General features: G+C 68.3%; 17 protein-coding genes and 1 tRNA gene. 5 read left to right on the top strand and 13 right to left on the bottom strand.

What is annotated here, in order from left to right:
* Positions 1–104: 104 nt before the first annotated feature.
* Positions 105–698 (top strand): hypothetical protein, encoded by a 594-nt coding sequence (locus tag ACOZ35_RS04070; RefSeq protein WP_424015182.1) that lies wholly within the window; start codon positions 105–107, stop codon positions 696–698.
* 28 nt (positions 699–726) lie between these two features.
* Here the strand turns inward: ACOZ35_RS04070 and ACOZ35_RS04065 are convergent, their stop codons facing one another.
* On the bottom strand, positions 727–1668 hold the full coding sequence (locus ACOZ35_RS04065; protein ID WP_424015181.1) for a DMT family transporter: 942 nt from the start codon (positions 1666–1668) through the stop codon (positions 727–729).
* Positions 1669–1850: 182 nt separating this feature from the next.
* On the opposite strand from ACOZ35_RS04065, the gene ACOZ35_RS04060 reads away from it, so the two are divergent.
* Positions 1851–2333, top strand: coding sequence for an Lrp/AsnC family transcriptional regulator (locus tag ACOZ35_RS04060; RefSeq protein WP_121595868.1), 483 nt, complete (start codon positions 1851–1853; stop codon positions 2331–2333).
* A gap of 21 nt (positions 2334–2354) precedes the next feature.
* Here ACOZ35_RS04060 and ACOZ35_RS04055 read toward each other — a convergent pair whose 3' ends face one another.
* The 4 genes from ACOZ35_RS04055 to ACOZ35_RS04040 all read right to left on the bottom strand — a co-directional run bounded on the left by ACOZ35_RS04055 (position 2355) and on the right by ACOZ35_RS04040 (position 5994).
* A complete protein-coding gene (locus ACOZ35_RS04055; RefSeq protein WP_424015180.1) occupies positions 2355–2828 on the bottom strand; it encodes a hypothetical protein in 474 nt (157 codons plus the stop codon).
* 73 nt (positions 2829–2901) lie between these two features.
* Positions 2902–3426: a phosphate-starvation-inducible PsiE family protein gene (locus tag ACOZ35_RS04050; RefSeq protein ID WP_424015179.1), complete on the bottom strand. Its 525-nt coding sequence runs from the start codon at positions 3424–3426 to the stop codon at positions 2902–2904.
* A 69-nt stretch (positions 3427–3495) separates the two neighbouring features.
* The gene (gene gatE / locus ACOZ35_RS04045; protein ID WP_424015178.1) at positions 3496–5379 is read right to left on the bottom strand and encodes a Glu-tRNA(Gln) amidotransferase subunit GatE; all 1884 of its coding nucleotides are present in this window, start codon (positions 5377–5379) and stop codon (positions 3496–3498) included.
* 530 nt (positions 5380–5909) lie between these two features.
* Positions 5910–5994, bottom strand: a tRNA-Leu gene (locus ACOZ35_RS04040).
* Positions 5995–6158: 164 nt separating this feature from the next.
* On the opposite strand from ACOZ35_RS04040, the gene ACOZ35_RS04035 reads away from it, so the two are divergent.
* Entirely contained in the window at positions 6159–6719 is a 561-nt protein-coding gene (locus tag ACOZ35_RS04035) for a DUF420 domain-containing protein (RefSeq protein ID WP_424015177.1), read from the top strand.
* A gap of 34 nt (positions 6720–6753) precedes the next feature.
* Here the strand turns inward: ACOZ35_RS04035 and ACOZ35_RS04030 are convergent, their stop codons facing one another.
* The 6 genes from ACOZ35_RS04030 to ACOZ35_RS04005 form a co-directional block, all read right to left on the bottom strand.
* On the bottom strand, positions 6754–7839 hold the full coding sequence (locus ACOZ35_RS04030; RefSeq protein WP_424015176.1) for a halocyanin domain-containing protein: 1086 nt from the start codon (positions 7837–7839) through the stop codon (positions 6754–6756).
* Between the two features lie 123 nt (positions 7840–7962).
* Positions 7963–9462, bottom strand: coding sequence for an amidophosphoribosyltransferase (purF, locus tag ACOZ35_RS04025; protein WP_424015175.1), 1500 nt, complete (start codon positions 9460–9462; stop codon positions 7963–7965).
* 137 nt (positions 9463–9599) lie between these two features.
* On the bottom strand, positions 9600–9992 hold the full coding sequence (locus ACOZ35_RS04020; RefSeq protein ID WP_424015174.1) for a DUF5820 family protein: 393 nt from the start codon (positions 9990–9992) through the stop codon (positions 9600–9602).
* A 74-nt stretch (positions 9993–10066) separates the two neighbouring features.
* On the bottom strand, positions 10067–12259 hold the full coding sequence (gene rqcH, locus ACOZ35_RS04015) for a ribosome rescue protein RqcH (RefSeq protein WP_424015173.1): 2193 nt from the start codon (positions 12257–12259) through the stop codon (positions 10067–10069).
* Between the two features lie 93 nt (positions 12260–12352).
* A complete protein-coding gene (locus ACOZ35_RS04010) occupies positions 12353–13798 on the bottom strand; it encodes a S8 family peptidase (RefSeq protein ID WP_424015172.1) in 1446 nt (481 codons plus the stop codon).
* A 211-nt stretch (positions 13799–14009) separates the two neighbouring features.
* The gene (locus ACOZ35_RS04005; protein WP_424015171.1) at positions 14010–15740 is read right to left on the bottom strand and encodes a tRNA uridine(34) 5-carboxymethylaminomethyl modification radical SAM/GNAT enzyme Elp3; all 1731 of its coding nucleotides are present in this window, start codon (positions 15738–15740) and stop codon (positions 14010–14012) included.
* Positions 15741–15827: 87 nt separating this feature from the next.
* Between ACOZ35_RS04005 and ACOZ35_RS04000 the strand changes: the two genes are divergently transcribed.
* Positions 15828–17345, top strand: coding sequence for a DUF790 family protein (locus ACOZ35_RS04000; protein WP_424015170.1), 1518 nt, complete (start codon positions 15828–15830; stop codon positions 17343–17345).
* Positions 17346–18242: 897 nt separating this feature from the next.
* Here ACOZ35_RS04000 and ACOZ35_RS03995 read toward each other — a convergent pair.
* Positions 18243–18773, bottom strand: coding sequence for a DUF7122 family protein (locus ACOZ35_RS03995; RefSeq protein ID WP_424015169.1), 531 nt, complete (start codon positions 18771–18773; stop codon positions 18243–18245).
* Positions 18770–19720, bottom strand: a complete 951-nt coding sequence (locus tag ACOZ35_RS03990; protein WP_424015168.1) for an RsmB/NOP family class I SAM-dependent RNA methyltransferase — start codon at positions 19718–19720, stop codon at positions 18770–18772. The genes ACOZ35_RS03995 and ACOZ35_RS03990 overlap by 4 nt, the downstream gene beginning before the upstream one ends.
* 125 nt (positions 19721–19845) lie before the next feature.
* Between ACOZ35_RS03990 and ACOZ35_RS03985 the strand changes: the two genes are divergently transcribed.
* Positions 19846–20586 carry a proteasome assembly chaperone family protein gene (locus ACOZ35_RS03985; protein WP_424015167.1) on the top strand — a complete coding sequence of 247 codons (741 nt, stop codon included), beginning with the start codon at positions 19846–19848 and terminating at the stop codon, positions 20584–20586.
* Positions 20587–20593 lie beyond the last annotated feature (7 nt).

Below are 20593 nucleotides of genomic sequence, written 5' to 3'. Positions count from 1 at the left end.
ACGGTACCGCGTCACACGCGACCGCGCAGCGTCCGCGCGGCGACCGTCGACGCGAAGGGCGAGCGCGGCACAAAAGCCAAGTCCGCGGGCCCGAACCGTCCGGTATGCAACCCTCCAAGGAGCGCGAGTCGTCCGACGACGACCCGATGGACGACCTCGACGACCTCCTCGATGACGACCTCGCGGGCAGCGGGGGGGCGTCCGGCGCCGATTCCGGCGACGCCGCGGCGGCCGAAACGGCCACCGAGAGCGGGCGGAGCGCCGGGAGAACCGGTAGCGGCGGCGAATCCGGCGGCACCGGCAGAATCGGCGTCTCGGGTCGGTGGTTCTCGGCGAAGGCGTTCGGACTCGCGCTCGTGGCCGTCGCGGTCGGCGTCTTCGTCGGCGGCCTGATCCCGCTCATCGGCGGGACGGTCGGGACCGCGGGCGGCGTGTTCCTCGCCGCGTTCCTGCTCGGGCTCGTCCTCTCGACGCGCCGGTACGTCGAGACGGGGATCGCCGGCGGTGCGGCGGGCGCGGCGAGCGCGGTGACGAGCGTCCTCGGCGTCGGGTTCCTCCCGATCGGAATCGACTACCTCTCGCAGTGGGGACTTCCGCTCGTCGCGGTCGGCGGCGGCGTCGGGCTGGTGCTCGCGCTGCTCGGCCACTACTTCGGTCGCGACCTGCGCGCGGGGCTCAGTCAGGATATCGGCGAGTAAAGGTTCGAAACCGTCGGCGGCGACCGCCTCAGTGCGCTCGGAGCGCGTCCTCGACGCCGACGTAGGCGGCGATCTCGTGGCGTTCCAAGACGAGGAAGCCGGCGAGGATCGCGACGAAGCCGAGGATCGCCTCCGCCTCGATCAGGCTGCCGAGCAGGACCCAGCTCCCGACGGCGGCGACGACCGGCTCCGCGTAGCCGACGAGGTGGAGCTGGGCCGGGCCGACCTCATCGAGCAGCGCGAAGTAGATCAGGAACGCGACGACGCCCGACAGCAGCGTGAGGTACGACAGCGACGCGACCGACGTCGCGTTCCAGACGATCGCCGCGGGCGACTCGCCGAGCAGGGCGGCGCCGACGAACAGGAGCCCGGCGCCGGAAACCATCGCCCACCCCTGGAGCGCGGCGATCGGGAGGTCGGTCCGGAGCGGGCGGAGCAGCACGGCGCCCAGCGAGAAGGCGACCGCGCCGGCGAACGCGAGAGCGACCCCGAACAGGGCGGCGCTCCCGAGTCCGGCCTCCATCGGGTCGGCGATCACGATCACGCCGAGGATACCGAGGGCGAACCCGCCGATCTCGAAGGGGCCGAGGCGCTCGTTCGGGAGGAGGACGGCCGCGAACACGGCCGTCAACACCGGTGCGAGGCTCACGACCACGGCGGCGACCCCGCCCGAGATGCGGAGCTCCGCGACGTAGAGGAGTCCGTGGTACGCGGCGATCACGAAGGCGCCGGCGACGGCGACCCCGAGCCACTCGTCGCGACCTCGGGGGACCGTCCTGCCGGAGGCGACCGCGGCGACGCCTAACACGATCGCGCCGGCGATCGCGTAGCGGACGCCGGCGAACAGCAACGGCGGGAAGTAGTGTAGCCCGGCCTCGATGGCGACGAAGGAGGTACCCCACAGCGTCGCGAGGAGGACGAACGCCGCGAGGATCGATTCGGGAGTGGGGAGTAGGTTCCGCAAGTTCATTGACTACCGATTCAAAATTATCTGAGATAGTTAAACTCATCTCTTGAATTCGGCGAGATCGGAAATGATCAACCACACATACGAATTGCGTGCGATACGGTTCCGAAATGAGCGCGAATCTTGAACTCGACTCCAACCGTATCGGTCGCAATATATAACAGACCATCACGGGAAGGGGACGTATGGACGAGCGCGACGTGCGGCTGTTGAAGGCCATCTCCGATCTGGGCACCGGGAGCCCGGAGCGGCTCCACGAGGAGACGGGGATTCCGGTGTCGACGATCCACTACCGCCTGAACAACCTCCGCGAGGACGGCGTCATCGAGAACGACCTGTACGACCTCGACCACGAGGCGCTCGGGCTCGGCGTCACGGTCATCGTCGAGGTGCTCGCGAGCTACGAGGGGCCCTACGAGGAGTTCGCAGAGGAGCTGCTGGCGGTCGAGGGCGTCACGGAGGCGTTCTTCACGATGGGCGAGACGGACTTCGTCGTCCTCGCGCGGCTCTCCTCGTCGGACACCGTCGAGCGCCTCATCAGCGACTTCGAGGCGATCCCGGAGGTAGAGCGCACGAACTCGACGTTCACCATCGCCACGCTGCGCGACGAGCCGCGCGCGCCGGCGACGTACGACCTCGACACGCTGATCGAGGAGCTGACGGACTGACCCGGAACGCCGGCCGGTCGGTCAACGCGTCTCGTCGTCGAGCCCGGGGATCCGTCGGGCGTCCCCGCCGTCGGGGTAGCCGATCGGCGGTTCGAAGCGCCGTCGGGCCCGATCGGCGGCGGTGGCGCCGAGATAGCCGAATATCGCCATCATGGGCGCGTAGCCGATCATGTCGCCCATCGAGTAGACCGCGGTGGCGAACAGTAGGTCGGGGTCCGTTCCCGGCGTCGGCACGCCCCCGATCCGGTAGACGAACACGAGCAGGTACAGCGGGATCGTGGCGAGCGCCACGCCGAGGAGCGCGTTGTTCGCGCTCGCGTCGTAGAACCCGCCGAGCATCGTCGCGATCACGCCGACGGTGATGGCGGCGGGGAGCATCCACGCCGGGCGGTTCAACACGAACAGCACGGTCACACACAGGAGGATCGTCGTCGCGGTGACCGCCGCGACCGTCCCGCGGTCGAAGTCGAACCCCGGGTCGAACGGCTCTCGCATAGAGCGGAGTTCCGCACCGACGAACAAAAAGTGTCGGGGGCGTCACGTGTTTCGGGTCGGGCCGAAGCGGGTCTCACTCGGCCAGCAGCGAACGCCCCACCGACCGCTCGACGTACAGCAGTGCCACGAGGCCGAGTATCACGAGCGTGTAGGAGAACGCGGCGAATAGGGCGTCCTGCGTCGACGGGTACTCCGTGGTGCGGAAGATGATCACCTTCCGAACCATCGCGATGACGCCGGTGTAGATCACCAGCCTGACGATTCGACGGGTGTCGCTCTGCTCGATGTAGGCGACCACCGTCTCGTACACCTCGACGATGATGAGCAGGAGCAGTCCCGTCTCGATGAATCCGATGACCGTGTTCGGATCCGTTATCTCGCCGGTGGGGACGGACTCGGCGATCTGGATCGCGAGGTCGATTACGCCGATGCCGAAGAGGAGCGCGAAAAGCGCCGCCGCGGCCAGCTCGACGCCGTGGATGAAGCGGTTCGTCGCGTCGGAGACGCGGTCGCCGCGCGTCTTCGCGACTGACGGGTTGGGCGTCCGGTCCGGCGAGGACGGGTCGTCAGACGGGTCGGCCGGAGACGAGTCTGCCATCTGGGGTCCCTCGGATCGAAGCAGGGCCTTCCGACACGTAAAAAACGGGCCTAACGGACGGAGCGGACGCTACGACCGCTTGCCTATCTCCTCGCGTAACACGTCGGAGACGACCTCGCCGTCGGCCTTCCCGCGGAGCGCGCCCATCGCCTCGCCCATCAGCCCGGAGAACGCGCCCATCCCCTCGGCCTCGATCTGGTCGGCGTTGCGCTCGACGACCTCGACGACCGCCTCGCGGACCTCCGCTTCGCTCACGCCCGAGAGCCCGGCCGCCTCGACGGCCTCGGCGGCCGACAGTGAGGGCTCCTCCGCGAGCGTCGTTAACACCTCGGGGACGCCCTCCTTCGCGAGGTCGCCGTCCTCGACGAGGTCGAACAGCGCGAGGAAGTGGTCGTCGGTGAGGTTCTCGACGGGCGCCCCGTCGCGGCGGATCTCGGTCGTCGTCGACTCCAGCGTCGACGCCGCGAAGGTCGGGTCGACGCCGCGCTCGACCGCGGTCTCGAACAGCGGGAACCGCTGGCCGAACGCGACCTGCTCGGCGAGCCCGGCGTCGAGGCCGAACTCCGCTGCGTAGCGCTCGGCCTTCTCGTCGAGCAGCTCGGGCGTCTCTACGTCGGAGGGGTCCGGTTCTACCGGCGGCACGTCCGTCTCAGGGTACATCCGGGCGGCGCCCGGGAGAGGGCGGAGGTAGCGCGTGGTCCCGTCGTCGTTGGCGCCGCGGGTCTCCTCGGGGACGCCCTCGATCGCGGTCTCAGCGCGGTCGGCCGCGGCCTCGATCGCGAGGTCCGCGGTCTCGGGGTCGGCCGCGACGATGGCGACCGCGTCCTCGGGGCCGGCGCCGACCGCGTCGCGGAGCGCGTCGACCTCCTCGGCCGTGACGCCGTACGCCGGCAGCTCGTCGGTGTGGAAGATGCCGCCCGCGCCGTGGCGCTTCGCGTGGTCGGAGAACTCGGTGCCGAGCCGGCGGTCGGGCTGGATCTCGCGGCCGACGAGGCCGTCGAAGCCGAAGAGGGGGACCGCGGTGACCTTCCCGCCCGAGTCGAGCGCGCCGCGGATGACGCCCGACTCGGTGTCGGCGAAGACGTCGGTCACGTCCGAGACGTCGCCGACGCTCGCGTCGCGCTCGCGGAGCTCGTCGCGGATCTCGAGCAGTTCGGCCTGCCGCCCGACCTCGCCGCGGACGATGTCCTCGATGCCTTGGAGGTCCTGAACGCCCTTCACCTCGACGCGGGCGCCGTCCGCGATGGAGACGTTCACGTCCTGGCGGATCGTGCCGAGCCCGCGCTTGACCGCGCCCGTCGAGCGGAGCAGCATCCCGATGCGCTCGGCGGCCTTCCGGGCGCCCTCGGGGCTGCGGATGTCCGGGCCCGTGCCGATCTCGACGAGCGGCACCCCCAACCGGTCGAGCGAGTAGACGACGCCGTCGTCAGTCTCCTCGACGCGCTTGGCGGACTCCTCTTCGAGCATGAGGTCGACGACGGACACCGAGCCAGACTCCGTCTCGATCTCGCCGTCCTGTCCGAGGAGGATCGAGCGTTGGAAGCCGGAGGTGTTCGAACCGTCGATGACGAGCTTCCGCATGACGTGCGCCTGGTCGACGACGGAGAGGTCGAGCAGGTCGGCGATCTGGAGCGCCACCGAGAGCGCCTCGCCGTCGACGCGCCGGGGCGGCTCGTCGTCCTCCTCGACGAGGCAGGTGGTGTCGTACGCGAGGTAGGTGAACTCGCGGTCGACGCGGCTCTCCTCCATCGCGGCGTCGTCGAGTTCGCCCAGTTCGCTCTTGGTCGGGTGGAGCTGCCGGGTGATCGACCGCTCGGCCTCGTCCGGGTCGCGCTCGACGGTCGGGGAGTCGCAGAACAGCTTCGTCTCCGTGTCGAGCTGCTGGTGGATTTCCAGCCCGGCGACGAGCCCCAGCTCCTCGTAGTCGTACTCGGGGGTCGCGTCCGTACTCATTACGCCTCACTCCGACGGCGCGCGACTAAAAGGGTGGCAGTTCGCGCGAGCGATGCGGAGCGACATAACTGTGGTTGTTTATAAATGACTGAAGCGGTGGCGCGTGCCTGCGAGCGGCCGCCCCCGGCGGCCGCGAGACAGCACGCGCGAGGGAGTCAGTCGGCCGGAGCGTAGCGGAGGGAGGCCGACGAGGCTGGGGAGGCGTGAGGTGCCGTGCGGTCGCGGTCGGGTGGGACTCAAAGGGGCAGCCGGGAGGGCGCCGTAGGCGACGCAAGGACCGCAAGGAACGAGCGGAGCGAGTGACTGAGGACCGCAGCGAGCGTGCGCCAGCCTCGCGGCTGGGGCTTTGGAGGTGTTCACCGCTGATCCGTTATGAGATATTTATAAACGATCGGCTGTGGCTTTGAAGGTGTCCACAACCACAGCGTTCCGATCGTAGTTGCCACTCGCCGAGTAACGTTCGAAAGGAATTGTGCGTGGGTGCTGTCGTAGAGACAACACCTGCATCGTTGGGGGTGTGCCCCGAGCGATGCGTGGGACCGGATTTGAACCGGCGGACCTCTACAGGACAGCGCCCTCAACGCTGCGCCGTTGGCCTGGCTTGGCTACCCACGCTCGCGGTGTTCTGTCGCGTCTCCACGTACCCTTCCCCTAATTAAAAGCCCTTCCATTTGGCGGGAGCGTGGCGGAGTTTCGCAGACCGGCGAGCGGCGGCGCGCCGCCGCGGCTCGGCGACCGCAACCGGCACGCGTTTGGGGGTCGCGTCCCACCACACGAACATGTCCGACTGGGCCCGCGAGAACGTCCCCGTGTTGACCGCCGTCGCCTCCGGCGTCGCGCTCGCACTCGTCTTCGCGGCGGTCGGCGGCGTCGTTCCGAGTTCGCTGCTGCCGCGCGCGAGCGACGCCGTCCTCGCCGCGATCCCACACTTCAACGCCGCCGTCTCCGCGACCGCCATCGCCACTATCGTCCTCGGCTGGCGTGAGATCTCCCGCGGGAACGTGGAGCGCCACCGGAACTTCATGGTGACCTCGTTCGCGCTGTTCGTCGCGTTCCTCGGCGCGTACCTCTACCGGCTGATCCTCGTCGGCACGACCGAGTTCCCCGGCCCCGAGGCGGTCTACTCGTACGTCTACCTCCCCTTCCTCGCGATCCACATCCTGCTCGCGATCGTCTGCGTCCCCTTCGTCTTCCACGCCCTCTTCCTCGCCGCGACCCGCCCGTACGAGGAACTCTACCACACCCGACACGCGCAGGTCGGGCTCGTCGGCGCCGTCCTCTGGCTGATCTCCTTCACGATGGGGATCGGCGTGTACCTGCTGCTGTATCACGTGTACTGAAAACCACCAGCAGAGAAACCGTTGCGACCGAGGATTACGCGTTTCGGTCCGCGTTTCGCTCGGCCATCTGGTGTGCCGCGTAGAACAGCGGGACGAGCAGCGCGCCGGCGAAGCCGAAGCCGAGCGCCAGCGTCCCGATGTCGCTCGCGGAGAGCCCGCTCCCGCCGCCGGAGCCGCCGGAGCTACCGTCACCGCCGATGATGTCGTCGTCGACGTCGCCGACCGCCACCGCGCCCTTCATGCCGACGCTCTGGTGCGGTTCGCAGGCGTACCGGAACACGTCGCCTTCGCTCGCGTCCTCGAACGTGTACTCGAAGGTCTCGCCCTCCTCCGCAACCGCCGACCCGCTGGAGAAGACGTCGTTCTCCTCGACGACGTTGTGGCCGCCGCCCTCGCCGGTCCACTCCCAGGTCACGGTCGTCCCCTGATCGACGAGGATCGCGGGCGGGTCGAACAGCAGGCCGTTCTCGCCCGCGCCGACCGAGACGGTGACCTCGCTTTCCCCGCGGAGGTCCTGTGTCCCCTCGTAGTTGCCGACGTCCTCGAACCAGTCGCCGTAGCCGGACGCACCGCTCCCTTCGCCGTCGCCGCCGTCGCCGCCGTCGCCGCCCTCCGCCTGCGGGTCAACGAGGTCGTCGTCGACGGAGCCGACCGCGACGACGCCTTTCATGCCGACCGACTGATGCGGCCCGCAGTAGTAGTTGAACGTGTCGCCGTCGCCGGCGTCCTCGAACGTGTACTCGAAGGTCTCGCCCTCCTCCGCGACCGCCGACCCGCTGTCGAAGGTGCCGTCGTCCGCGACGACGTTGTGACCGCCGCCCTGTCCGGTCCACTCCCACACCACGGTCGCCCCCTGATCGATGAGGATTGCGGCCGGGCCGAACAGGAGCCCGTTCTCGCCCGCCCCGACCTCGACGGTGACCTCGTCCTGTCCGCGGTAGTCGTGGGTGCCGTCGTAGTTGCTGACCCCCTCCAGCCAGCCGTCGTACTGCGCGGCGGCGGTCCCGCTTCCGGCCGCGACGCCCGCGGCGACCGCCGCCCCGGCGGCCCCGGCGCGGAAGAACCCGCGGCGGCTCATCGACGCGGCGTCGTCCTCGGCAGCGTCGGCGTTCCGTGTCATACCTCTACGTCTGATCGTGAGCGTATTTAAGCCCCCGATACGTCTCGCCCCGCCGGACCAGTGCCGAACGTGTGCGGGGTCGCGTTCGAAAAGGGAGTCCCGCTCAACCACGCATCTGCGCCGCTAATCGTCCGCCGGCGTCGGGTCCGAGACCGGCGCGTCGACGTCGCGGTCGGTCGCCTCGCCCTCGACGTCGAAGGGGTACTCGCCGGTGACGCAGCCGAGACAGAGGTCGGCGCGGCTCTCGCCGAGCGCGTCCGCGACCGCGTCGATGGAGAGGTACGACAGCGAATCGGCACCCACCTCTTGGCGGATCTCCTCGGTCGAGGCGTCGGCGGCGATCAGCTCCTCGCGCGTCGCCATGTCGATGCCGAAGTAGCAGGGCGCGAGGATCGGCGGCGCGCCGATCCGGAGGTGGACCTCCTCGGCGCCCGCCTCGCGCACCAGCTCGACGAGCTGGGTCGAGGTCGTCCCGCGGACGATGGAGTCGTCGATGATGGTCACCGACTTCCCCTCCACTGTCGACCGGATCGGATTCAGCTTCAGCCGGACCGCGCGCTCGCGCTCGTCCTGTGTGGGCATGATGAACGTCCGGCCCACGTACCGGTTCTTCATCAGCCCCTCCGCGAACTCCACGCCGCCGTCGTCGGCCGCCCGGGGCTCGCCGTCGGCCGTGGTCTCGCCCGCGGCGTCGGCGTAGCCGGAGGCGAACGCGCGCCCGGAGTCGGGGACGGGCATCACCACGTCGGACTCGACGCCAGACTCCTCCCAGAGCTTCCGGCCGAGTTTCCGGCGCACCTCGTACACGAGGCTCTCGTCGATGACGGAGTCGGGGCGGGCGAAGTAGACGTGTTCGAAGAAGCAGTGCGCGGTCGACTCGCGCTCGACCAGCTGATACGTGTCGTAGCCGGTGCCGTCGGGGTCTAAGACGACGAGTTCACCGGGTCGGACGTCGCGGATCAGCTCGCCGTCGAGGGTGTCGATCGCGGCCGACTCGCTGGCGATGACGTAGCCGCCGTCGATCTTGCCGAGACACAGCGGGCGATTCCCCAGGGGGTCGCGCACGCCCAGCACGGTGTCGTCGTGGGTGATCGCCAGCGAGTAGGAGCCGTGGATGCGGTTCATCGTGTGTTTGACGGCGCGCACAAGGTCCTCTTCGAGGAGGTTGCGCGCGAGGTCGTGGGCGATCACCTCGGTGTCGCCGTCGGAGGTGAACGCGTGGCCCGCGGCCGCCAGCTCCTCGCGCACCTCGTCGGCGTTGACGAGGTTCCCGTTGTGCGAGAGCCCGAGCGATCCGGACTTGAACGAGACCGAGAAGGGCTGCGCGCAGCTCTTGTCGAGGCTGCCGGCGGTCGGGTAGCGAACGTGACCGATGCCGGTGCCGCCTGACAGCGACGCGAGGTCCCCCTCCTCGAAGGCGTCGCCGACGAGGCCGCGCTCGACGTGGCTGTGCTGCTGGAACCCGTCGTGCGTGACGATCCCGGCCGACTCCTGGCCGCGGTGTTGGAGCGCGTACAGCGCGTAGTACAGCGGTCGCGCGGCCTCCCGGTCCTCGAGCGAGACGCCGACGACGCCGCACTTCTCCCGCGGTTCGTCGCCGCCGTAGTCCCCACCGGCGTTCATGTACGCGAGGGTCGGGCGGGCGGCGATAAAAATCCTCGTGTTCGTGGCGTATCTACTCTCTTCTCGCGGCGAGTTATGCGTAATCGTGGATAAAAAGCGAACGTCCTCCTGCTGTCACGCGGTCCGACTGAGAACCGTCACGCCGTCTCCTCGCCTCCGACAAACTCGTCGAGGCGCGCAAAGTAGTCCTCTCGGGGCACCTGGTACGCCCCCCGGTAATCCACCTCGCCCGCGACGAACCGCTCCGCGACGTCGACCGCGCCGGCCGCGCCCGCCTCGCGGCTCTCGTACGTCTCGGAGACCGCCTCGATCTCGGGCTCTAAGAACAGCACGACGTGCCACTCCTCGGTCGCGTACTGGCCCGAGCCGGGGCGCGCGTTCCGAGCGCCGTTCGTCAGGTAGATCGTCGGGAGACACTCGTCCGGGAGGTCGCCGGTCCCGAAGACGTCGGGGCGGTAGACGAGGATCGCCCGCCCGCTGGGCTCCTCGTTCCACACCAGCCACCCCTCCGGCAGCGATTCGAAGGCCATGCGCCTCCTCCGTCGCGGAGGCTTGAAAACGTCGCGCTCGGGGCGGACGGGGAGCCCCGCGGCCGAAAGGGAGCCTAGTCGACGATGTCCGACCCGCCCGGCGGGAGGAACTCCTGGAGCAGGTCCGCGCTGGCGACCTTGCGGACGAACGACTGATCGTTGAACCGCTCTTTGAGGTTCCGGTAGGCCATCATCGCGGCGTCGTTCTGCGCGTACATCCCCGGCTCGAAGGTGACGTGCGCGGCCGCGCGGTCCACGATCGCCGACGGCGGCCCGCCGATGGCGCGGGTGACCGGCTCACACTGGACACCGACGGCGATCCGACAGGCGACGTCCTCGAAGTAGGTGCGGTCGCCACGGATCACGAAGCTCCCCTTCTCGATGTACTCACCGCTCTCGGGGGTCTTCGACACCTGATCGGGTTCGACCATGTACGCGTCGCCCGCGCCGCGGCCGTCCTTCCAGTCCGACGAGTACGAGACCGCGAACTGCGCGGCCTCCCGCAGCGTCTCCTCGGAGAAGTCGACCGGCTCGGACGACTCCGACGGGCCGGACGCCTTCAGGAGCGTCACCGGTCCCCCGTGCGCCTGCGTGTGGAAGAACCGGTCGTGCTTGCTCATGTACTTCTTCACCAGCTCCTCGTTCTGGTCGGCGTTGCGTCCGCCGATGACGAGGTAGCCCGTCGAGGTGTGGAACCAGCGGAACCGCTCGAACCAGTCGTCCGGGCTCCGGATCGGGATCGACGAGCGGGCGAGCCAGTCCGTCTCGTACTCCTCGTCGTCCTCGCCCTCGCCGTCACCGTCGTCGTCACCGCTCCCGTCGTCGGCCGCCTGCTTCTCCTCCCACTCCGCTTTCCGCTCCTTGACGGCCTCCAGCTCCTCGCGGGTCGACTCGATCGCCGCCATCGCGCCCTCCTTCTTCTCCTCGACGCGCTTCGCCTCCCGGTAGAGGCGGTCGGCGTTGACCTCAACCCCTTCGCTCGCGTCGAGTTCGACGCGGACCGAGCCGCCGCTCTCGCCGTCCTCACCGCCCTCCTCGTCCAGTTCGACCGTCACCGTCCCCTCGCCGCCGTCGACGTCGACGACGGCCTCCGCGGCCGGAATCCCCCGCTCCGCGCCGGCCGCGAGCGTCTCCCCGATCTCGTCCCACGGCACCTCGTTCTCGCGGGCCTCGCGCACCGTCGAGATCACCTCGTCGACGAGGTCGTAGTTCGCGTACAGCAGCTCGGCGCGCTCCCGTTCCGCCTGCGCCTGCTCCTCGAACCCCTCGATCGCCCCCTGCTGCTGTTCGATGATCCGCTCCTGTTTGGCGATCTCCTCCTCGAAATCGGGGCGCGAGGCGCTCGCGTCCGCGGGCGCCTCGCCCTCCTCGGTCTCCTCGCCTCCGAGCCGGTGGAAGTACTCGTCGACCGCGGCGTTGAAGGAGTCGAACCCGACGCTCGGCAGGTCCTCATGCTCCGCGAGCGGGAACGGCGTGACGTCGACGACGCGGGGGTCGCGGTCGGCGTCGTCGTCCACGGACTCCTCGTACACGCGGGGGTCGACGTCGCCCGAGCGGAGCCGCTCGTCGATCCTGGAGAGCGCGTCGTGGAGCGCGCCGAGCTGGTCGTCGGTCGCCTCGTCGATCGGCGTCTCCTTCGGCACGCCCGCCCGGGTACACACCTCCTCGGCGTAGAGCCCGCCGAGGTTCAGCTGCGTCGCGAGCGTGCGCACCACGTCGCTGTCCGACTCGCGCATGTGCCGGTCGAACCCGCCGCGGCTCACGGTGAGGGGGTTGAGCCGAGAGGCGGGGTACTCGTACTGCGAGCCGGGCGCGACGGTGCGGGACTTGAGCCGGACCGTCGACAGCGCCCCGATCACCTCGCCCGTCTCGTCGAGCGCGGCGACGTTCCCCTGGCCGAACAGCTCGGCGACGAGCGTCGTGTTCTGGTCCTCGCGCTCGAACTCGAAGGTGAGGATGCGGTCGAACTCGTACTGCTCGACGCCCGCGAAGTCGGCGCCCGACATCCGGTTCCGCAGCATCTTCGCGAAGTTCGGCGGGCGACCGGGCGCGTCCGCGACGTTGTCCGGGTCCGCGGCGTGCGCCCGTTTGATGTCCCCGACCTCGATCATGAGCTCCACGCGGCCGCGGTCGAAGTCGCGCAGCTTCAGCCGGAGCAGGTCGTCGTCGTAGAGGTACGCCTTGTCGACCTTCGCGCCCTCGTACCGATTCAGCTCGGTGACGAGCGCGGCGAGGTCGATGCTCGACAGCTCCCGCTTCTGGTCCATACTCGAAAGAGACCGCCGGGCCGGAAAAAGGCGTGTCGTTGTCGGGACGAGCCGCGGCGCAGGCCCCGCGAGCGCGGTGGAAGCCGTTCGTCTCTACCGCGCCTCTTTCACGAGCCGACGCAGGTCGAGGTGACCGGCGCCGTGGTACGCCTCACCGCCCGGCTCGTCCTCGGAGGCGGTCTCCCGGAGCAGCGACTCGACCTCGTCGACGCTTGCGTCAGGTCGCAGCGACCGCACCAGCGCGACAGCGCCCGACACCTGCGGCGCCGCCATGGACGTGCCGGCTTTCCAGCCGTATCCCGTTTCGACACCGTCGTCACCGTCCGGGGTTACGATCGTGGAGAACACGAGGTCGTAGAACCACTCGTCTCCTCCACCTATCGCTTCGGGGTCATAGTCTCCACCTGCTGCGCTGACGTCGACCGCGCTGCCGTAGTTCGTGTAATTAGCCGGCGAGGAGGTCGGATCCGTGAGCCGCTTCAGCGCGAGGTCCTCCCGGTGCTGCTTATCATCCCAGAGGAAACCGATTGGACCGGTTGCGGAGACGCCAAAGACTCCCTCCGCTTCCGTCGGGAGACTCAGGATGCCCTCGCCGTCCATGTCGATGCCGTCGTTGCCCGCGGAATTGACCACGAGCGTACCCTCCTCACGGGCGTACGCGGCGGCGCGCTCGTAGGCCTCCTTGAGGGCCAACAGGAACGGGTACTTCTCGGGATCGACGAAGGGGACCGGGTAGCCCAGACTCAGGTTCGCGGCGTCACAACCCCTGTTCGCGGCCGCGACGATCGCCGCGATAACGTCGCCGGTCGCACCCTCCACGTCGGAGAAGACACGGAGGGACACGACCTCCGCGTCCGGCGCGGTGCCGAGCACGCCGTCGCCGTTCGCGTTCGTCGCCGCGACGGTCCCAGCGACGTGGGTGCCGTGGTCGCCGGCCCCATTCGGACGGAAGTCGTATTCGTCGGTCGTGAAGTTCTCGGAAAGGTCCTCGTTCACCACGTCCTCCAGATCGGGGTGAGCGTCCGAGACACCGCTGTCGATCACGGCGACGCGAGCGCCCTCCCCCGTGGTCGTGTCGTGGATCGTTCGCCGGTTATCCGGGCGATCGGAGAGATCGCCCAGGCGCTGGGCGCGTTTGTCCCACTGAAGTTCGTTGTTGGACGGGGCTTCGCCCTCATCCCATGCGGGACTACCGCTTTCATCAGGGGCCTTATCAACCTCTACCGGAGGCCCCGTATTCTCCGGAACAGAGCCTGTATTGTCTTGATAGACCGCGACATCTGGGGTCGTCGAGTCAACTCCTGGTACCGCCTCGGGATCGCCCCGAGCCGCCAACAGGTCGATCTCGGAGATGTCGTGGACGATTTCCACCTCGTCCGGGACGTCACTTCGGTCGACCTCTCGTAAGTCGATGAGGAACCGACCCGCCGCGGGACCCTCACCGCTTTCGGCGGACGCCAGCCCCGAGAACGTCGTTGCTACACCTGCCGCACCGATGCCCTTTAGGAGGGATCGTCTGTCAAAAATCATGGCCACCATCTATCATGTGAGATGGTGTCAGTAGACAAGAAAAAGTTGTAAAAGAATCTTTCTTAAATTCAAGAAAACTAACATTATGTTTATTAATATACACTATATTGACCGCTTAGTTATCTATTTTAGTCAACGCAGAGGCGAATAGTCAGTCCGGCCGGCCTGGTACAAAAAGTTCGAGATGGATCGGGCGTGATCGTCGTTGGAACACGCTCACTCAGATCCGCTTCGACACGTACGGTCCGTCCTGCCGGTATCCCAGTTTGTTCCGGTAGTACTCTCGGGCGCCTATGCCGGAGATGACCGCTATCTTCTCGTAGCCCGCCTCGCGTGACAGTTCCTCGGCACGTTCGAGGAGACTCGTCCCGTACCCCTGATGCTGCCAGTCGCCGTCGCCGCCGATGCCGACCTCGTTGCCGTACACGTGGAGCTCGCGGACTAAGGCGGCGTCTTTGAGCTCCGGACGGATCGGGTCGCCCTCGGTGCCCGGCGCGCCGGGCTGGTCGGGCGCGAACGAGGGGAATCGCAGGCGACAGAAGCCGACGAGCAGGTCGCGGACGGGGTCCTCGAAGGCGATGAAGTGCTCCGTCCCGCCGCCGGCCTCGTAGGTGGTGACGTCGAGCTCGACGTCGTCCGGGTCCGGGTCAGCGTCGTTGTGGCCGACCTCGCGGGCGCGGATGTCGCGCTGGACGATCCCCTTCTCCTCGGCGCGCTGCGCCGCGAGCTGGCGGAGGTTCGACTTCTGGACGCCGGCGTCGATGAAGTCCGCGGGGATGTCGCGCTGGACGCGCTGGAGCCGCGTGTACTTCGGAATGAGGTCCATCACCTCGGCGACGAGGTCGGCCCCCTCCTCGCTGGTGAGCGGGTCGAAGTCGTCGCGGCGCCAGCGGTCGTACACGCGGGTCCCCTCGACGACGAGGGTTGGGTAGATCTTCAGGTAGTCCGGGCGCCAGTCGGGGTTGTCGAACAGCTGGCGGAAGTCCTCCAGGCACATCTCCCGGGTCATCCCCGGCTGGCCGGGCATCATGTGGAAGCCGACCTTGAACGCGGCGTCGCGCAGGCGACGGTTGGCGTTCCGGCTCGCTTCGTTGCCGTGTCCGCGATGCATCTCGCGGTTGATGCGCTCGTAGGTGGTCTGGACGCCGACCTCGACTTTCGTCCCCCCGAGATCGAGCATGCGATCGATCTGCTCGGGGTCGCACCAGTCGGGCTTCGTCTCGAACGTCGTCCCGATGTTGCGGATCGCGTTCGTCTCGTTTTCCGCGATCACGTCTTCGAGGTACTCGAACGAAGTCTCCTCAGGGTCGGGCGCGAACGACTCGCCCTCCGCGGGCTCCGGCTCCTTCTCGAGGTCGTAGTCGTTCATCGCCTGGAGCGCGCGCTTCACGAACCACTCCTGGTAGTCGTGCGAGCGCGCGGTCATCGTCCCGCCCATCAGGATGAGCTCGACCTTGTCGACCGGGTGGCCGATCTTCCGGAGCTGTTCGAGCCGGAGGGTGACCTGCCCGTACGGGTCGTAGTCGTTCTGCTCGCCGCGGGCCGCGGCGGGCTCGTGGCCCGTGTACGACTGCGCGGAGGAGAACTCCGAGGCCGGGCCGCCGGGGCAGTAGAGGCACTTCCCGTGGGGGCACAGCTCCGGCGAGGTCATGATCGCGACCGGGGAGACGCCCGAGGCGGTCCGGACGGGCTTGCGCTGGACCACCTCGATCACGTCATCGCGGGCCTCGGCGGGCGCGTGGTCGAGGATCTCGGTGTTCTTCGGCACCTTCGGGGAGCCGAACTCCGAGCAGGCGTCGAGCTTGGCGCGCTCGAGGTCGTCGCGCTCGATCTCGCCCGCGAGGATGCGGTCGACGAGGTGCTCGCAGGTCCGGACGAACGCCTCCGGCTGGTCGCCATCGCTTCCGGCGGCGCTGTCGGACTCGGCGTCGCCCGCCGCGTCGGTACTCATTACGCTCCGATCGACGGGTTTCGGAGTTAAGCGTGTCGCACCCGAGAAACCGGCCGGTTTTAGGCCGGCACCCGCGTAGCCGCCGCCGTGTTACGGAAGGACCTCCTGCGCGTCTCCCGGGCCGGCGGCGGCTACCGCCCGCAGTTCGCGACCCGGGAACACCGCCCGCTCGCGGCCCGCGTCCTCGGGACGTTCGAGTCGCACGTCGGCGAGCGCCGCGGGGACCTCGACGACGCGCTGGCGGACCTAGAGGCCGACGCCGCCGCAAGGAACGGCGACTTCAAGCTCGTCCGCGGGCTCGCGGCGCTCGTCGAGCGCGAGTGCGAGTTCGAGACGCGCGCGCCGGTCCCGCCGCGCCGCGTCCGGCGGGCTGCGTTCGAGGCCGCGGAGGCAGTCGGCGTCGCGAGCGAAGCGGACCGAGAGACCGCGGTCGGCCGCGCCGCGGACGCGCTCGGGATAGAACCGGCCGACGTGGAGCGGTCGCTGTACGCCGACCGCGACGTCGAGCAGGTCCTCACTGACGCCGACGTGCGCTGGGACTCGGATTCCCTCTTAACGCAGTACGACCTCTCGCTCGCCCAGACCGCGCTGTTCGACGCCACCGAGGTCCGGGTGCGGTCGAACAACCCCAAGCGCCTCGTTTCCGCCGTCAAGCGCCTGCGGTTGATGTACGAAGTGGAGAAGACCCCCGAGGGACGCGAACTCGTCGTGACGGGCCCGGACACGTTGTTCTCGCACACGCGACGCTACGGGACCGCGTTCGCCAGACTGCTCCGGACGGTCGCGGAGTCGGCGGAGTGGGAGCTGACGGCGACGATCGACGACCGCGGCCGCGAGCGCACGATGCGCCTCTCGGACGGCGACGTGACGGTGCCGGACGTGGAGCCGGTCGCGGAGCCCGACTTCGACAGCGGGGTCGAGGCCGACTTCGCCGGCCGGTTCCGCGGGCTCGACCTCGACTGGACCTTGGTGCGCGAGCCGGAGCCGCTCGAAACGGGCGCGAGCGTGATGATCCCGGACTTCGCGTTCGACTACGACCACGCCGACTTCAGGCTCTTCTTCGAGGTGATGGGCTTCTGGACCCCCGAGTACGTCGAAAAAAAGCTCGGTCAGCTCGCGGACGTCGAAGACGTGGACCTCCTCGTCGCCGTCGACGAGAGCCTCGGCGTGGGCGAGGAGATCGCCGCGCGCGACCACCGCGTCGTCACCTACTCGGGGACGGTGCGCGTGAAGGACGTGGTCGACGTGCTCGACGAGTACGAGGCCGAGTTCGTCGCGGACGCGGCCGCGGACCTCCCCGACTCGCTCTCGCCCGACACAGACGCGATCGGACTCGACGACCTCGCGGACGAACACGGCGTGAGCGTGGAGGCGATAGCGGACAAATCATTCCCCGACCACGAGCGAATCGGGCGGACCCTCGTTCGGCCCGCAGTGTTGGAAGCGATCGGCGAGGAAATCGAGGCCGGGATGTCGCTCTCGGAGGCCGAAGCGGTCCTCGACGAGTACGGCGTCGACGACGCGAGCGCCGCCCTCTCGCGGCTCGGCTACCGCGTCGAGTGGGAGGGGCTCGGCGGCGGGACGGTGCGGGAGAAATCGGAATAGGATATTTAAATCGGTGCGGTGGCGCGCGCCTCCGAGCGCCCGGAGGGCGCGAGGAGCGCGTGCGAGGGAGTCGGCCGGCCGGAGCGAAGCGGAGGCCGGCCGACGAGGCTGGGGAGGTATGAGGTGCTGTGCGGTCGCGGGCGGGTGGGACTCAAAGGGGCAGCCGCGAGGCGGGCGCAGGCGAAGTAAGCACCGCAGGGAGCGAACGAAGTGAGCGACTGAGGAGCGCAGCGAGCGTGCGCCCGCCTCGCGGCTGGGGCTTTGGAAGTGTTCACCGTCGATCAGTAGCCATCCATGTACGGCCGAGCGGCTGGGGCTTTGGAAGTGTTCTCCGGCGCTCTGTTGAAACGCCCTTAAAAGACAGAAACCGCTTGCTGATATGTAGAAGTGGGACGGAGAATCGGCGTCGGCTATTTCGGCCGAACACCACAGAATCGGTCTACCAAGACTTACAGACGGTTTCAACGAGGCAGAGATCCCTCGAAAATAGTACGGGTTTTAATATTCACACGAATAAGACAGTTAAATATGGATCATACTGCTCGTGAAGGGTTGATTGGCCAGATCGGGGGAGGGCTTTCGTTCGGTTTGCTTGGTGTCGCAAATGTGCTATACTCGAATCCAATCGCCGCGATCGTTTTCTTTCTACTTTCCCTCTTTGTCGTGACGCCGATCGCCTCGAAGACAGTCAACGAATGGGTGTCTCAAAACAGAACATCGTACGTGGGTATCATCGCAGTTGGCGGGTTCGTCGGCTTCTTAGATTGGATAGTTTGGTGACATCAACAGAGTCACCGCGACGGCAGGCATTTATAAGTAAGCGGCTGAGGGCCTTAGAGGCGTTCACCACGGCGGTAGCAGTTTATAAGCAACAGAACGACTCACCGCCGCGATCCGTCACTCGACGACCGGCAGGTCCGCCCGGCTCCCCTTCGGCACCACAGAACGTAGTTCATCGTAGAGGTACAGCCCAACCCCGATCGGCACCGACTCACCCGCGACCTCGTGTGTGGCGATCAAGTAGCCCCAGTCGCCCTCCCACTCCGGCAATTCCTGATCGTCCCCCGCCGCGAACCGAGACGCCTGCTCCGGGTCCAGTTCTATCACGTTCTTCGTCGCGCGCGAGCCGAACCGCGAAACCGCCCGCCCTGTCGGCTTCCAGTGCTCCTGTCGCGTCCGGAGGAACGTCATTCCGACTGCCTCCACCTCGCTGGGGTCGGTCGCCTCCCCGTTGAAGATCCAGATCTTCCCGGCGCCCTTCTCCCAGAAGCTGTACTCCTCGAACACGTCCCGCCCGATCCCGAATCGCTCGGCCCACCAGTCGAGGACCTCCTCGCGGCTCGCGCGGCCCTCCACCTCGCGGTCGGCGGGCGTCTCGGGGAGGCGGTCGAACTGCTGACCGTCGTTAGTAACTGCGTCGTCGCTCATACCTCCACCTCGCGGTCGGCGGTTCCGGTTCCGTCCGCTGTTTCACCGACACGCAGCTTCGCGCAGAAGAACCCGCCCGTGTCGTTGCGGTGCGGGTAGATCCGCTTCGCGCGCGTCACCGACTCGTCGTACGTCTCGCCCTCCCACTCGGTGACGCCGGGATCGGTGTCGAGCGGTAACTCAAACTCCATCAGCTCGCAGTCCTCGTTCGCGAGGACGTGGTCGAGGACCGCCTCGTTCTCCTCGGGCGCGAACGTACACGTGGAGTAGACCACCACGCCGCCCGGACGAGTCGCCTGAACCGCTCGCGCTAAGACCCCCTTCTGGATCCCCGCGACCGCGTGGACGTGGTCGAGCGTCCACTGGTCGAGCACGTCCGGGTTCTTGCGGCAGGTTCCCTCACACGAGCAGGGCGCGTCGACTAAGGCGCGGTCGAACTCGTCGAACGCCAGCGGCTTCGTCGAGAAGTTGCGGGCGTCCTGGTTCGTGACGATCGTATTCGTGATCCCGAGGCGCTCCGCGTTGTGCCGGAGCGCGGAGAGTCGCCCGAGGTTGTTGTCGTTGGCGACGACCGTTCCCTCGTCGTCCATCGCGTCCGCGATCTGGGTCGTCTTGCTGCCCGGCGCCGCGCAGGCGTCCCAGACGCGCTCGCCCGGCTGCGGGTCGAGCGCGAGCGTCGGCAGCACGGACACCTCCTCCTGTCCGTGCGTCCAGCCGTGGACGTACGGCCAGTTGCCGCCGGGGTTCCCGTCGGGGAGCCGGAAGAGCCCGTCGTGCCAGTCGACCGGCTCGTATGCCACGCCCGCCTCGTCGAACGCCTCGCGGACGCGGTCCGGGGTCGCCGCGATGCCGTTCGTGCGCACGACCGAGGGGAGGGGCCGGTCGCACGCCGCCCGGAACGCGTCGACGTCGTCGACGAGCGACTCGTATCGGTCGAGCGGATTCATGCCCCTCCTTTCGCGTCGGGGCGTTAGACGGTTTCGGGACTCGCGCGCGGTCGCCGCACCCCTTAGATCTAACTGGAACTCCCTCGCGCCGCACCTTTAGGTCCGCCCCGAGCGTAGGGGCGGGCATGGCACGCATCTCCGTCCTCGACGACGACGTCTCGCTGGACGAACCCACCCTGATCGAGGGGTTCCCCGGCGTCGGCCTCGTCGGCAAGATCGCGACCGACCACCTGATCGACGTCCACGGGATGACTCACTACGCGAACGTCCACTGCGACGGGCTCCCGCCGGTGGCCGTCTACCACGAGTCCGAGACGGCCGCGACGACGCCCGTGCGGCTGTACGCCGACGCCGAGAACGACCTCGTCGCGCTCCGCAGCGACGTGCCCGTCAACCCGAGCGCTGCGACGGAGGTCGCAGCGTGCCTCGGCTCGTGGTTCGACGAGACCGAGCTGTTCCCGGTCTTCCTGTCGGGGCTCGGCCGCGAGAAGGACGATGCGCCCCCGGACCTCTACGGGATCGCGACCGGCGACGGCGGCGACGCCCTCGAGCGCGCCGAGGTCTCCGAACCCTCCGAGTCCGGGCTCGTCTCCGGGCCCACGGGCGCGATGCTCGCGGCCGCGCTGGAGGACGGCCGCGACGCGGTCGGGCTCGTCGTCGAGTCCGACCCGCAGTTCCCCGACCCCGAGGCGGCGCGAGTGCTCATCGCCGACGGCATCGACCCGATCGCGGGGATCGAGACGCCGACCGACGGACTCGTCGAGCAGGCGACCGAGATCCGGAACGCGAAACAGCAGCTCGCCGAGCAGATGCGGCAGGCGACCGAAGAGAGCTCGCAGGCCGAGCCGCTCAAGATGTTCCAATAGCGGCGCC

It is taken from the genome of Halorubrum xinjiangense (assembly GCF_049604745.1).
In the GTDB taxonomy this organism is placed as follows: Archaea; Halobacteriota; Halobacteria; order Halobacteriales; family Haloferacaceae; genus Halorubrum; species Halorubrum xinjiangense_A.
Note: the sequence above shows the minus strand (reverse complement) of the source record. Positions and strands in the feature narration are given on the sequence as shown.